Annotated in this window: 11 protein-coding genes; 4 read left to right on the forward strand and 7 right to left on the reverse strand. The window is 63.0% G+C overall.

Features of this window, described 5'->3' with window-relative positions; translation table 11 throughout:
• Positions 1–118: 118 nt before the first annotated feature.
• Both J3E64_RS04725 and J3E64_RS04730 read left to right on the forward strand, forming a co-directional pair.
• The gene (locus J3E64_RS04725; RefSeq protein ID WP_253340372.1) at positions 119–2,323 is read left to right on the forward strand and encodes an alpha-amylase family protein; all 2,205 of its coding nucleotides are present in this window, start codon (positions 119–121) and stop codon (positions 2,321–2,323) included.
• Between the two features lie 75 nt (positions 2,324–2,398).
• Complete coding sequence (locus tag J3E64_RS04730) at positions 2,399–3,202, forward strand: cyclase family protein (protein WP_253340374.1); 804 nt, start codon at positions 2,399–2,401, stop codon at positions 3,200–3,202.
• A 52-nt stretch (positions 3,203–3,254) separates the two neighbouring features.
• On the opposite strand, the gene J3E64_RS04735 is transcribed toward J3E64_RS04730, so the two are convergent.
• From J3E64_RS04735 to J3E64_RS04755, 5 genes are read right to left on the reverse strand one after another with little or no spacing between them, the layout of a single operon-like run.
• Positions 3,255–4,034: an SDR family NAD(P)-dependent oxidoreductase gene (locus J3E64_RS04735; RefSeq protein ID WP_253340376.1), complete on the reverse strand. Its 780-nt coding sequence runs from the start codon at positions 4,032–4,034 to the stop codon at positions 3,255–3,257.
• A 44-nt stretch (positions 4,035–4,078) separates the two neighbouring features.
• Positions 4,079–4,966 (reverse strand): 2-hydroxy-3-oxopropionate reductase, encoded by an 888-nt coding sequence (locus J3E64_RS04740; RefSeq protein ID WP_301287128.1) that lies wholly within the window; start codon positions 4,964–4,966, stop codon positions 4,079–4,081.
• A 1-nt stretch (position 4,967) separates the two neighbouring features.
• The gene (gene otnI, locus J3E64_RS04745; protein ID WP_253340380.1) at positions 4,968–5,753 is read right to left on the reverse strand and encodes a 2-oxo-tetronate isomerase; all 786 of its coding nucleotides are present in this window, start codon (positions 5,751–5,753) and stop codon (positions 4,968–4,970) included.
• Between the two features lie 26 nt (positions 5,754–5,779).
• Positions 5,780–7,099: a glycerate kinase gene (locus J3E64_RS04750; protein ID WP_253340382.1), complete on the reverse strand. Its 1,320-nt coding sequence runs from the start codon at positions 7,097–7,099 to the stop codon at positions 5,780–5,782.
• A 4-nt stretch (positions 7,100–7,103) separates the two neighbouring features.
• The gene (locus J3E64_RS04755) at positions 7,104–8,774 is read right to left on the reverse strand and encodes an L-lactate permease (RefSeq protein WP_253340384.1); all 1,671 of its coding nucleotides are present in this window, start codon (positions 8,772–8,774) and stop codon (positions 7,104–7,106) included.
• Between the two features lie 259 nt (positions 8,775–9,033).
• Between J3E64_RS04755 and J3E64_RS04760 the strand changes: the two genes are divergently transcribed.
• A complete protein-coding gene (locus tag J3E64_RS04760; protein ID WP_253340387.1) occupies positions 9,034–11,190 on the forward strand; it encodes an alpha-amylase family protein in 2,157 nt (718 codons plus the stop codon).
• 51 nt (positions 11,191–11,241) lie between these two features.
• Here the strand turns inward: J3E64_RS04760 and J3E64_RS04765 are convergent, their stop codons facing one another.
• Positions 11,242–12,309: a hypothetical protein gene (locus tag J3E64_RS04765; RefSeq protein ID WP_253340389.1), complete on the reverse strand. Its 1,068-nt coding sequence runs from the start codon at positions 12,307–12,309 to the stop codon at positions 11,242–11,244.
• A gap of 133 nt (positions 12,310–12,442) precedes the next feature.
• Here J3E64_RS04765 and J3E64_RS04770 point away from each other — a divergent pair, with 133 nt between their 5' ends.
• Complete coding sequence (locus J3E64_RS04770; RefSeq protein ID WP_253340391.1) at positions 12,443–13,174, forward strand: FadR/GntR family transcriptional regulator; 732 nt, start codon at positions 12,443–12,445, stop codon at positions 13,172–13,174.
• Here J3E64_RS04770 and J3E64_RS04775 read toward each other — a convergent pair.
• Positions 13,171–14,457, reverse strand: coding sequence for a glycerate kinase (locus tag J3E64_RS04775; RefSeq protein ID WP_253340393.1), 1,287 nt, complete (start codon positions 14,455–14,457; stop codon positions 13,171–13,173). The genes J3E64_RS04770 and J3E64_RS04775 overlap by 4 nt on opposite strands.
• Positions 14,458–14,492: the final 35 nt, after the last annotated feature.

The following is a 14,492-nucleotide window of genomic DNA, read 5'->3' on the forward strand; positions in this document are numbered from 1 at the left end:
TCGAGATATTTTCTAATTCAAGAAGTCGCCGCGCCTTAGATCGACGCGTTCCATATTATGGGATGGTGAATTGTGGACGGCACAGCTTGGGCTATTTTCACGGCCGCAAGGAGAAATGATGCCCGAAATATTACCCCTTGATCGCCGCACGGCCCTTGCGTTGGGCGCTGTCGCCCTGCTGTCCGGGATCGAACCCGCCTTCGCGCGCCGACTAAGCAGCGACGCCGCGCCCAATTGGGCCAGCGAACCCATGCGCTGGTTCCAGCTCGCCTTCACCGAAGATGATCCGGGCCATTATGAACCCACATTCTGGACTGACTATTTCCAGCAAATCCACGCCGATGGCATATGCCTGAGTGCCGGGGGGGGCATTGCATTCTACCCCACGGACATTCCCTATCACGGCATGGCGCAGGGCGTCGGCAAGGGCGTCGATCCATTTGGCGACATGGTGACGGCTTGCAAGAAACTTGGGCTGCGCGTCCTCGCCCGCATCGATCCGCATGCGATGAACGCTGCCGCCGCCGCAGCCCATCCCGAATGGGCGCTGACCGGTCCGGATGGGAAGATCAAGCAGCATGGCAGCGCGCCGGACCTCACGCTGACCTGCGCCTATGGCCCTTATAATTTCGAACTGATGCCAAAGGTGATCGAGGAGATCGCGCGCCGCTATCCGGTGGATGGCTTCTTCGGCAATCGCTGGAACGGGAGCGGCACCTGCTACTGTCACAGTTGCCGCACGCTCTATCGCGCCGCGTCGGGACAGGACATCCCGCTCGATCCGGACCCGTCCAAGCCGGAAGGGCGACGCTATGCTGCATGGATTGAAGAGCGGCTCTTCTCCCTTGTCGACCTGTGGAATGCGGCGGCGCGCAAGCACCGACGGGACGCCTTCTTCACACCTGGCGGGGACCGCAGGGGTCTGGTCGACCTGAATGGACCAGCCCTGTCGAAACGCCTTCCGCTTGCTTTTTGCGACCGTCAGGCACGATCGTCGGACAGTTCACCTTGGGGCACCGGCCCGGAGGTCTGGGGCGCCGGTCGCTATACACGCGAATTGCGCGCCTTCATGAAGGACAAGCCGGTCGGCCACATCATCTCCGTGGGGGTGGAGGAGGCCTATCGGTGGAAAGATTCGGTACAGAGCCCGGCGGAAATACGCATCTGGGCCGCTGGCGCGATCGCCCAGGGTGCGCGCCCGTGGATCACGAAGTTCAATGCCAAGCCTCTGGACCGTCGCTGGATGGATGTCGTTCGGCAAATCTACAGCTGGCATCACGCCAACGAACCCTATCTGCGCAACACCGGAAATCTCGCCCGTGTCGCATTGGTGCATACGCCCCGCACCACCGCTTATCTCGGCGGCTGGACCGGGCGGGGAAAGCTTGAGGAGCATGGTGACGGCTTCTACCAGGCCGCGCTGGAAAGCCGGATCCCGTTCGACCTGATCGACGAGGATTTCCTGGACGCCGACAGCCTGTCGCGCTTTGACACCATCATTCTCGCAAACGCGGCGGTGCTGTCCAACCGGCAATGCGATCACGTGCGTGCCTTCGTGGCGCGTGGGGGCAGCGTCATCGCCACTTATCAAACGTCACTTTACGATGGCGAGGGAAGGCAGCGAGCAGATTTCGGGCTTGCCGACCTGTTCGGATGCTCCATCGCGGGCAAGGCCGAAGGACCGATGAAGAACGCCTATCTGACCTTGCGTCACGCCCATCCGGCCATGGCCGGGCTCAGCGACATCAGCCGAACCATCGGGCCGTTGTTCCGCCTGCCCGTCACCGCGCGCGATCAGCGGGACGTCGCCTTGACGCTCGTGCCCAGCTATCCCGACTTGCCGATGGAACGGGTGTTCACCGATCGCGCAGAGAGCGACATACCCATGGCGATCTGCCGTCAGGTCGGGCGCGGCCGCGTTGTCTATCTGCCGATGGACCTTGATCGCAGCTTTGCGGAACTTGGCCATGGCGATCATCTGACGCTCTTGCGCGCGATGCTTGCTTGGGCGCACGAGAAAGCGCATCCGTTGCAAATCGATGGGCCGGGCCTGCTCGACATCGCCTGCTGGCGGCAGGAAAGGTCCATTACCGCACATCTCATCAATCTCAACAATCCCATGGCGATGCGCGGCAGCTATCGCGAAGCGATCCGCACCGGCCCCTATCGGGTCCGCTTGCAACTGCCCAAAGGCAGCCGTGCCATGCGGGCTCGGCTCCTGACAACTGAAGCCGACGTGAAGCACCGCACAACGGATGGCTGGATCGAAGTCGAGGTGCCGTACATCGACTTCCATGAAGTGGTCGCAATCGATTTGATCTAGCCTTTCAGCTTTGTCCAACCGTTCGTCCCGAGCCCATCCAAGGCCTCTTCTATGCTCAAGAGGGAATCAGCCGTCATGATCGACCGCCGCGACATGCTAGCTCTGGGTACGTTCGGTGTACTCACTCTTGGCGCCTCATCGCTTGCCGACGCCGCAGCCATCACGCCAGACCAAGTCAGCCTCCCCTTTCATGGACGGCAATTACACGTCCTCGACCTCACCCACCGGCTGACCCGCGCATTCGCGTTCACGCCCGGTCGCCTCTCCATGGAGGCGGTGGAGGGGTCGGGAACCAACGCAGGCATGGCGCTTAACCGCATATCCATCGTCGAACATACCGGCACCCATCTCGACGCGCCGCGCCATTTCTCGCCGAAGGGTGCGTCAGTCGGCGACATGGCGATCAGCCAGTTGATCGTTCCGCTCGTGATCATCGACATCAGGGAAAAGGCGAAGGCGAATCGCGACGCGCGAGTGGAGCCGAAGGACGTCGCCGCCTGGGAACACCGCCATGGACGCATCCCGGCTGGTTCCTGCGTCGCCATGCTATCGGGATGGGACCCGCTGGGCGCCTTTGCCAATTACGGCAGCTTGCCCCCGGCCGAGCGGCGCAAGAGCCCGGGCTTCGATGCCGCGGTCATGGACATTCTGACGAAGCGAGACGTCATCGGCATCGGCGTCGACACCATGTCAATCGACGCGGGGCAGGCGATGCCGGCCTTCCCCGTGCATCAGGCGTGGCTGCGAAGCGGGCGCTGGGCGCTGGAGGGGCTGGCCAATCTGGACCGGGCGCCTGCCGCTGGTGCCCTGCTGTTTGCCGGGGTTGCGCCGCTCGAAAACGCCACCGGCATGCCTGCGCGGGTGATCGCGCTCTATTGAACAGGCGCTGCGACGCCTGCCCGTGCAGAGGCGGACGTCGCAGCCAATACCGTCAGGCGCGCATCAAAGATCCGCCATTGACGTCAAAGATCGCGCCGTTGATCCAGCGGCCATCTTCCGACAGCAACATCGCCACGACGCCCGCATGATCTTCGGATTCGCCCAGACGGGTATGCGGCGTGCGCGCCATGAAATAGTCGGCCCATTTCGTGGCCTCCTCGGCATTCGCTTCCATCGCCTTCTTCATCTCGCCGGTCACGGTGAAGCCTGGTGCGAGGACATTGGCGACGACACCTTCCTTGCCCCAGCGTGCACCGACATGGCGTGCAAGCGCGTTCACGCCCGCCTTCGCCATGGCATAGCAAGGCCGCGTCGGCTCGCCGCCATGTGCCGAGCCGGAACTGGTGTAGACGATAGCGCCCTTGCCGCTCTTGACGAGATGCGGAAGGACGGCGCGGGTGCACAGCAGGTGCCCGCGCAGATTGACCGTAATCGTCCGGTCAAAGGTGGAGAGATCGATTGCAAGCGCATCGCTATCCTCCATGATGACGCGCAAATCCGCAGCGTTGATATGCGCACCGTCGAGCCCGCCAAAGCGGCTCACTGCCGCTTCGGTCGCCTTCTGCACCGACGCTTCATCGGCGATGTCGACATGTACGGCGAAGGTTTCCCCGCCCGCCTCTTGCGCCACCTGCGTCGCGCCATCGATGTTGATGTCGGCGGCGCAAACGCGCGCGCCTTCCGACGCCAGGCGCCTGACGGTGGCGGCACCGATTCCGGTTGCGCTGCCGAACACGATGATACGGCGGTCTTTAAGACGATTGTTGGTCATAAGCATCCTCCGGAGAAGTTATTGGGTGTGCGAAATGTCTGCGGTTAGCAACCACTCACCAAGTGGTTAGCAGCCCGCTCAAGCGCAGTCACCATGGCACTGTGATCCTTTTCCCCATCTCCGTAGGCCGCGCAGCTGCTGAAAAGCTGCTGGGCATTCGCCGTCGCGGGCAGCGATATGCCCAGCGATCGCGCACCTGACAGGGCGAGATTCAGGTCTTTTTGATGTAGCCGAATGCGGAAGCCGGGATCGAAGCTGCGGTCGATCATGCGTTGGCCATGCACTTCCAGCACGCGCGATGCAGCAAATCCGCCCATCAACGCTTCCCGCACCCGCGCCGGGTCCGCGCCCGCTTTCGATGCGAAAACCAGCGCCTCCGACACGGCTTCGATGTTCAGGGCGACGATGATCTGGTTGGCAACCTTGGTAATCTGTCCCGCGCCAACCCCACCGACCAGCGTAATGTTCTTGCCCATCAGTTCCAGCAGCGGACGGACCTTGTCGAACACTTGCTGCCTGGCACCACACATGATCGTCAGGGCGGCATTTTTCGCGCCCACCTCGCCGCCTGAAACCGGCGCATCCACATAATCGCACCCGAGCGCCTCGATCTTCTCCGCAAAATCGCGTGTGGCGATAGGGTCGATCGAGCTCATATCGATGACGGTTGTGCCGGGCTTCAAACCCTGAGCCACACCATTCTCGCCGAACAGCACGCGTTCAACGTCCGGCGTGTCGGGCAGCATCAGGATCAGACACTCCACCTCCGCCGCCACCTCAGCTGGCGTAGCGCATGCGATCGCGCCGCCTTCGCGCAATTCGTCGGGCATAGGGGTACGATTGGCGCTGCTGAACATCGCATGCCCGGCCGCTTGCAGATGCCCGGCCATCGGACGCCCCATTATGCCAAGGCCGATGAATCCAATCTTCATATCATGCGCTCCTGAATTTCAGATAATTGCGCGCCCAGCCAAGTCCCGCTTTCGTGTCGCCCGCAGGTCGATATTCGCACCCGATCCAACGGTCATAACCAAGCGCGTCGATATGGCTGAGCAGCCAGGGATAGTTGATCTCTCCGCTGCCCGGTTCGGCACGGCCCGGATTGTCGGCGAGCTGCATATGCCCGATCCGGGGCAGCAGGCGTTCGATCGTGCGGGCAAGGTCCCCTTCCATGATCTGCATATGATAAATGTCATATTGCAGGCGAACATTGGGGCGCGCCGCTTCGTCCATGACGGACAGGGCCTCGTCAGTCGTGCCGTAGAAATATCCCGGGATGTCGATCCTGGTGTTGATCGGCTCGATCAATATCTCGACCCCATCAGCCGCAGCCAGTTCGGCAGCGTGCACGATGTTGGCGACCAGCGTGGACCGGCATTCGGCACTGGCAGGCGCCTTTCCGGCCATAAGGTGCAGACGCGGGCAGCCTAGCGCTCGGGCATAATCCAGACCCTTGGCCACCCCTGCACGGAATTCCTCCACCCGGTCAGGTATGGCCGCAATACCTCGCTCGCCCCCGGCCCAGTCGCCCGCAGGGAGGTTGAACAGCACCACCTCAAGCCCGCAATTCCGTGTGCGTGCGCCCACATCGGCCGGATCATGGTCGTAGGGAAACAGGAACTCGACACCGGAAAATCCAGCCGCTTTTGCCGCATCAAAGCGGTCAAGGAACGGCAGGTCCGGGAACATCATCGACAGATTAGCTGCCAGCTTCACCATATCTCTTCCCTCTCATATCGTGCCGGTCAGAACGCGATGCCCAGCACCAGGTCCATGACGTTGGTTCCCGTCGGGCCGGTGCGGAACAGGTCGCCGGTGGCCTCGAACAAGTGGTAGCTGTCGTTGCGCGCCAACATCTCTTCAGCGTCGAGCCCGGATGCGCCCGCTCGCTCGCGCAGCGCGCCGTCGGCAAACGCGCCTGCCGCATCGGTCGGCCCGTCGGTGCCATCCGTACCGGCGGCGAGCAGCGCGGCATTATCCTCTCCCGCCAGCGCTAGGCCCGCCACCAGCGCAAATTCCTGGTTGCGCCCGCCCAGACCGTCGCCCTTCACCTGCAAAGTGGTCTCCCCGGCCGATATCAGCAGCGCGGGGCGATCCTGCGGCGGCACTGCCCGTAGAGCCGCCGCCATCTTCAGCGCGGCGTCATGGGTGTTACCCGCCATGACTGGATCCACGTCGCAGACGGCCAGCCCCTCCCGCGCCGCTATGCCGTGCACCGCCTCGACCAGCATGGCGCTATCCCCAAGCATCAACTGCTCCTGACGCCTCGCGGCTTGAGGGACAGGGTGAGCCTCTTGCGCCAGCGCGTGGCGGATGGACACAGGCACCGCTTCCTCCAAGCCATAGCGCGCCAGGATAGCCGTCGGACGCGCCAGGTCCTTCCTGCGTGCGATGGTCGGCCCCGATCCGATCATGCAAAGGTCCCCGCTGGGAATGTCCGACATCAGCAGCGTCAGCACCGATGCGGGACCAATATGCTCCAGCAACCCGCCGCCCTTCACCCGCGACAGCCGCTTTCGCACCGCGTTGATCTCCTCGATCGAGGCTCCGGACCGCAGCAGCAGGTCCGTCGCCGCCGCCTTTTCCTCGAGCGTCACGCCATCCGCAGGGGCAACCATGAGCGCCGACGCACCACCGGTCAGCAATACGATAACGGTATCGCGCTCCGTCAGTCCTTCGACCGTGCGCAACATCTCGGCGGTCGCCTCTACTCCCTGCTCGTCGGGAATGGGGTGCCCCGCCTGACGCTGCCGGATACGCGTCAGCATCGGCTCGGCATGGCCGTGCTTCACGATGATGCAGCCGTCCGAAATCCGGTCGCCGAGCAGTATCTCCAGGCCTTTGGCCAAGGATCCCGCCGCCTTTCCCGCGCCGATCACGATCAGGCGGCCATCCGGATGCAAGGGCCAGTCGATGATCTTGCCCTGGTGACTGATGCGCCAGTGATCACCCTGCGGAGCGCCCAGCGCTTCGACCAGTCTGTCCCCCCGGACTGACTCAAGCGCCTCCACGTAGATATTCTTCAGCAGCGCGCGGACGGCCACCCCCTGTGGAAGATCGTGCATGTGTTCAGGGCACCAGCAGGGTAAAGGGATAGACATAGGCTTGCAGCATCACGAACAGCCCGATCAACGCACCCAGCACCAGGCTGTGAACGAAGACATGGCGCAGGATTCGGCCTTCCTGACCGAACCATTTGGTGGCGGTGGAGGCAACGACGATGCTCTGCGCATCGATCATCTTACCCATAACGCCGCCCGCGCTGTTCGCCCCGGCCATCAGCACGGGTGGCAGGTTCAGCTGCTCCGCAGTGATCTTCTGCAATCCGCCGAACAGCACGTTCGACGCCGTATCCGATCCGGTCACGGCAACGCCCAGCCAGCCGAGCATGGTGCCGAAGAAGGGATAGAGCACGCCCGTCGCCGCAAAGGCCAGCCCCATGGACGCGTCGATGCCGCCAAACCGGGTGAGATAGCCCAGCGCCAGCATAGCCGCGATGGTGAGCAACGATGGCAACACCAGCTTCCATGTGCGCATGTAGACAAGGCCGATCGTGCGCGCCGGCACTCGCAGCAGCAAAGCAGAGGCAATCGCGGCCACCAGAATCGCCGTGCCCGTCGCCGACAGGAGATTGAGGTTGTAGACCGCTTTTTCAAATTCCGGCGCGCTGACGACCGGGGGCAGCCGCTGGATCACCCCGTCCAGCCCGGCAAAGGGCAGGCGCAACGCAAAAATGCCGTCCAGCCCCTGCTTCATGAAGGGGATGCCCCACAGGAAAACGCAGCCGGTCAGGATGATCCACGGCATCCATGCGCGGCGGACGGCGGCTGGGTCAGGCAGCGGCTGGGCATGGGCTGCATCCGCCGTCGCCGCAACGTCCCGCTCATCTCCCTCAGCGAGCTTCGCCTCATTGACATGCATGACGCGCGCGGGCCGCCAAATCCGCAGGAAGGCAATCAGCGCGGAGATCGAGGCGAGCGCGGCACCGATGGAGGTCAGCCAAGGACCATGAAGATTGGAAATGAGCAGCTGCACGACCGCAAAGCTGACGCCGGCGACCAGGACGGCTGGAAGAACTTCCATCGTGCGCCGCCAGCCGCAATAGGCGACCAGCAACCAGAAGGGTACGATGACGGCAAAGGGCGTCATCTGCCGTCCGACCATCGCGGACAATTCGAGCAAGGGAAGACCCGTTACGCCGGAAAGCGTGACCAGCGGCGTCCCAAGCGCGCCGAATGCGACAGGCGCGGTATTGGCGATCAGCGACAGTCCGGAGGCCTGCAATCGCGTGAAGCCGAGCCCGATCAGCATCGCTCCTGTCACCGCGACCGGCGTGCCGAACCCTGCCGCGCCCTCGAAAAAGGCGCCGAAGCAGAACGCGATCAGCAGCAGCTGCAAACGGCTGTCAGCCGTGATCGATGTGATCGCGCCGCGCAGCACATGGAACTGCCCCGTGGTCTCCGTCAACTGATAGAGGAAGAGGATGTTCAGCACGATCCAGCCGATCGGCAACAGGCCATAGGCGGCGCCAAATCCCGCCGCGCGCAGCGCCAGGCCAGCGGGCATGCCGAAAGCCAGCACGGCAACGGCCAGACCTGCACCAAGGCCCAGGAGTGCGGCGATGTGTGCCCGCACATGAAAGAGACCGATAGCACCAAGCAGCACCACCACAGGGATGGCGGCGACCAGTGCGGACAGCAAGCCGTTGCCGAACGGATCGTAATTCTGCGCCCAGATCATCGCGCCACCCTTGCCCTGTTGTCGGTCAACGTCCGCTTCAATCGCGCCGGCTCTGTCGGTTCGGCACTCTTGGCCAGCCGTCGCTAGGCTGGAGCGCATGGGAACGAAACTCGCCTTTCCGCGATGCGGAACAGATCGGGCATTCAGAGGCAAACTGTTCCACAGGGCGGAACGCCGTTCTCAGGAAGATTGTCGGCCTGACACAGTCGGGGCAGACTGTTCTTTGGACGTCCTAGACAGATCAGGAGCATGAGGCGGGATGGAACTGAAAGCGAACGGCGGGATTTCGCGCCGCGATCTCGTGCGCGCCCTGCCCGCGACAGCGATTGTGGGCGCACTTCCCAATCAGGCCTGGGCAGCCGTGGAAAGCGGCAGCTTTGATCGGCGGCGATGGTGGGAGCAGGAATATCGCATCCTCCAGACCAATCTGCGCGAGATCGACGTGCTGGAAGATCCCCGGAAAATCGCGCGCGAAACCCGCGCTTTCGGCGCGAACGTCATCGTGTCAAACATCGGTGGTATTGTCGCCTTCTATCCTACCCAGTTGGCGCTCCATTATCGCAATCCGTTCATGAAGAGCGACTTCGCAGGTGAAATGGTCGCCGCCGCCCATGCAGAGAGCCTGGCCTATATCGGGCGCTTTGATCTCTCCAAGGGAACGAAATCTGCCTATGACGCGCATCCCGACTGGTTCATGCGCAACCGCGACGGTACTCCGCGCGAATATGCCGGGACGTACCAGGCGTGTCCCAATGGCGGATGGGCGCAGGACTATAGCCTGCAAATCTTGAAGGAGGGCGTCGAGCGACACGACGTCGACGGGCTGTTCTTCAACATGACCGCCTTTGCCCGAACCGACTATGCCGATGTCGATCACGGCATTTGCGTATGCGACAACTGCAAGCGGCGGTTTCGCGAGCTTTACAAGCTGGAACTGCCCCGGACCGATGATGGGTCCGATCCCGGCTGGGGCGCCTATCAACAATTTCAGTCGCGCATCATGGCGGAATTGTCAGCAAAGGCGCGCGACGTCATAAAGGCTGCACGCCCCAACGTGCCGCTGATGGACTTTTTCGGCGGCGTGGTCGCACGCGGAGAGGTGCAGCGGCGTGTTTCGCGCAAAGCTCCGGAATGGCCCTATGCGATGGGAGAACAGACGCGCGCCTTGATGGCGCTGGCACCCGGCAAGGCTTTTTCCGCAACCTCCACCGCGCATATGGACTATCCATGGCGGCAGGTGACAGAAAGCGCGGACAATCATCTGCTGCGCTTCGCCCAGGCATTGGGCACGGGAGCCAAGCTCGACCTTTACCTGATGGGCACGTTGGGTGATCAGGACGACCCGCGCTATCTTCCGCCAATTTCGCGCCTGTTTCACTGGCATGCCGCCAATGAGCAGCATTATGCCGGACTGCAACCGGGCGCACGGGTCGCGCTCTATAATATGGGTTCGTTCTTCCAGTCGGCCGGTACCGGGATTGCCCGCTACAGCACCAATGCGCAGCGGGGCGCTTATCAGGCGCTGGTGGACGCGCGCCTGCCCTTCTGGATGACCAACGGCATGCAAGTGGCCAAGGCGACGAGTGATCGCGCCTATGATGTCATCATCATGCCGCATATCATGAAGTTGGATGAAAGCGACGCCACCGCTCTCGACGCCTTCGTGGCGGCCGGTGGCCTGATCATCGTCACCGGCTATACCGGTGCGCTGGGAAAGGACGGCAAGCCGCGCAGCAGCCCGGCGATGAAATCAAGCCCGGTCAGCAGCTTTGGCCAACCGCGCAATGGCCATGGCTGGTCGCTCGACATGAGCAAGGCGGCCATTCCCATGGGACCGGGCCGGATGCCCATCGACGAGACTTTCTTTCCGGTTACGCCTCGTAGCGGCGCGATGAACCTCATCCCGTTCGCGCCGGATCAGCGCTTCGGCCCGCCTGAATTTGCCTATGCCCGCCCCGGCGAAGCGGCGCGAACCGACGCGGGCGCGCTCGTGATGCCTTATGGCAAGGGACATCATGTCCATGTCCCCTGGCTCCCCGACTGGCTCTATTATCGAGACGGGATCGACGCGCACCGTGTGCTGTTCGAAAGCCTGATCGCGCGTTATGCCCCGCCGCCGCCCCTCCTTCTGGAAGGCCCCGGTCCGATCGAGATGATGGTGATGCGGCAACCGGCGGCGGGCAAGATTCTGGTCCACATCATTAATTACTCAGGCCAGCGCAACACCCATTATGGCGATCCGGTGGTCGCCCAAGGCCTGAAGCTTGGCGTGCGTGGCCCGGTGGGAAGCAGCGCCCGGATGCTGGTGGCCGGGAAGGCGGTCCAAGGCAAACGGCGCGCTGGCGATCGCGATCATCTGTGGTTCGATCTGCCGCCCGTCGATACGTTTGAGGCGGTGCAGCTCACTATGACCTGACAACGGTACCGGGGAGAGGCGGCTGACCGCCCCTCCCCACCCTAAGCCTGATCAGAAGTCCGGAGCGAGGTCCATCAACACGATACCCTGGCCAACGCCTGCGTCGATCACATCGGCCGACCCAACCTGCGCAGCGATCATTCGGCCATCGCGCCGCACCACAGGATTGCCGTATTTCCACCCGCCATATTGCACGATGTTGGTCATGCGCGTGTAGCGGGGCTTTTTGGGATCAAGATCCAGTACGCAAAGATCCATGCCCTTCGAACGATCCTGCGCACATTCGACCAAGGTCCGTTTGCCGTCGGGGAAAATTCCCTCAACCTCGTTATACAAGGTCGAAGGTGTCGGATATTCAGTGATCTTCTTGGTCGCAAAGTCCACTGACATGACTTTGGTCTCGACGCCTTTCGGACCCTTGCCATAATAATAGCAGGGCATGGTCAGTCCCTTATCGCCCGGCAGGAAATCCTGCGCTTCTACGAAGCATTCGGTCGTGGTGATGATTTCCCGTACATCTTCAAGCTTCGCCGACTGCCCGTCAACCGCGACCCGCCCGGTGTAGATGGTTGTCGATGGCGGCTTGTCGCCCGCCGCTGCCTTCACTTCGGCCCAGGCGATCATGTTGCTGCGCGGGCTGACGGCAATCCCTTCGAACACGGTGATGCCCAGTGGTACAGGCGCGCTCATCGCCTGAGCGTCCATCCAGAACAACTGGATACGACCGTGCCGCGTTTCTTCGCGCGTCTTGCCCAAAATACGCGGGCCGAGCAGCATGTAGCTGCCGTCAGGAAGATAATGGACCCGCAAATAGCCTTCGCTGGCGGCGTGGCTGGTCAGGTTGCGCGTGCGGCCTGTCGTCATGTCATATTCGAACGCGTCACCATAGGATTTGCCGATGAACGCCAGCCTGTCTCCCTTGGCCGAAAAGACGGGGCGTTCCCCAAAGGCGGATATGAGGCGCTGCCCGGGTGGCATGTCCTGAATGGGATTGCCCGGCTTGTCCCCCAGCGGCATCGTCGCGGGCACGGCCTGGCCGCGTGTAAAGGTCTGCGCCGTGAGCGCCGACAGGGGTATTGCCGCCAAGAGCGTGGCGGCCAACATCTGCTTTGCCTTCATGGATCTTTCTCCTTGCCCTGCGGATGCAACTTGCCCGCTGCCGCAAGTCAAGCTGCGCCCGTGGATGTCTCACCATATGGACGGCACGACTTAACCACTGGCCAGAAAAGGTGGCGAGCGGTAAAGCCATGCTATGACCATCGAGTGCGCCGCCGTCACCATAGAGCCGGAGACTTCTGGATATCGCCGGGTGCTGGCGCATCTGCGCGACCTGCTCGTGAATGGTGGTGTAGAGACCGGCCAGCGCCTGCCGGGCGAACGGGAACTGGCGCTTAACCTGGGAGTAAGCCGCCCTGCCGTGCGGGAAGCCGTGCGCGCGATGGAAATGATCGGCGTACTGGAAACGCGCCATGGCCGCGCCAGCACGGTGCGCATCCCCGACGCGTCGGTTCTAGGCGAGTTCTTCTCGCTGGCCCTTGCCCAGCAACCCGCCATCATCGATGACATTGTCGAGGTTCGGATCGCGTTGGAACGGCAGGCCCTGCGCCTCGCCTGCACGCGGGCGACGCCCGAAGACCATCGCAACCTCGAACGGGCGCTGGAGGAAATCGAAGCGACCATCAATGATGTGGCGAGCGGGGGGCGCGCCGATCTTCATTTTCACACGCAGATGGTCGCCGCCGCACATTCGCCCGCATTGTCGACGGTTTACGGCACGATCACGCATCTGCTGGAACGCTCGCACGTCGAACGGCGCAGGCGAATATCAGACAGCCCGAAAGCGCGGGATTATCTGGTCGATCACCACCGTAAGATTTACGACGCCGTCCGTGCCGGCGACCAGGCCATGGCCGACGATTTGATCCTTAGCCATTTCGCCATCGGCGCCGCCTGGAAAATGCAGGAAAGCCGCACGCACGACTAACCGTCGATCAGGATCGCACGAAAATCATTGACGTTGGTGCGTGTTGGCCCGGTGAAAACCAGGTCGTCCAACGCCTTGAAGAAGGCGAAGCTGTTATTTTCGCGCAGCATCCCGCTTCCCGAAATACCGGCGGCGCGGGCGCGCGCCAGCGTGCTTTCATCAACGATCGCCCCCGCGTGCCCGCCCACGCCATCAATGCCGTCCGTATCGCACGCCAGTGCGGAAATGCCGGGCGCGGCGTCCAGCGACTTGGCAAGGCTCAGCATATATTCGCTATTGCGCCCCCCGGTACCCGATGGGTTGCCGACCAGCACCGTGGTTTCTCCGCCCGATAGCAGCGCCCAGCGTCCGCCCTTGCGCTGGTGGTGCAGGGCAATCGCGGCGTGAACGATGCCAAGTTCAGTCGCATCGCCTTCGAGGTCATCGCCCAGATAGACTGGCTGATATCCCGCGGCCCTGGCCACCTCTCCCGCAGCCTCCAACGCCATGCGGTTACGCGCGACGATCCGCGTGTCCGCCCGCGCAAGTTCAGGCGATCCGGGGCGCGGCGTCGCGTGCCGATCATCGTGCAACACCGCCATCACATTGTCGGGAACGGCGATGCGATAGCGCTCGATCACCCGGCGTGCATCCTCCAGCGTCGTGCGATCCGCCACGGTCGGGCCGGACGCGATCAGCGCAGGATCATCCCCCGGCACGTCGGAAAAGGCCAGGGTGACCACCTGCGCCGGATGAGCCAGCGCGGCCAGACGGCCACCCTTTACCTGCGACAGGTGCGTGCGCACGCAATTGATCTGCGAGATGGTAGCCCCACACAGTAGCAGTTCGCGCGTCACCCGGCGCTTGTCATCCAGCGACACGCCGTCGACGGGCAGCGCCAGCAGCGCCGATCCGCCACCTGAAATCAGGGCCAGCAACTGATCCTGTTCGCCAAGCCCGCGCACGGCTTCCTGGATCATCTGCGCCGCCTGCAAGCCGTGCTGGTCTGGCAGGGGATGCCCCGCCTCGATGATCAGCGCATCCGTTGGCAATGTGCCGGGCGGCAATCCATGGCCATAAGGAATGAGAATGATTGCCTGCGTCCCCGGCGAGGAGTGACGAAGGGCGACGCTGGCCATGGCCGCCCCTGCCTTGCCCACCGCCAATACAAGCCGCCGGCCTTGCGGGGGTGGCGGCAAGTGCGACGGCAGACAGCGTTCAGCCGACACTGCTGACAGGGCGACGTCGAACATCTCCCGCGCGAGCGCGATACGCGCCGCCTTCACCTTGTCCCCGTCCGTCAATGCCCGTTCCTCGCCCGCCGCTATTCGCTGGCCTT

The sequence above is a fragment of the Sphingobium sp. OAS761 genome, from assembly GCF_024168485.1.
In the GTDB taxonomy this organism is placed as follows: domain Bacteria; phylum Pseudomonadota; class Alphaproteobacteria; order Sphingomonadales; family Sphingomonadaceae; genus Sphingobium.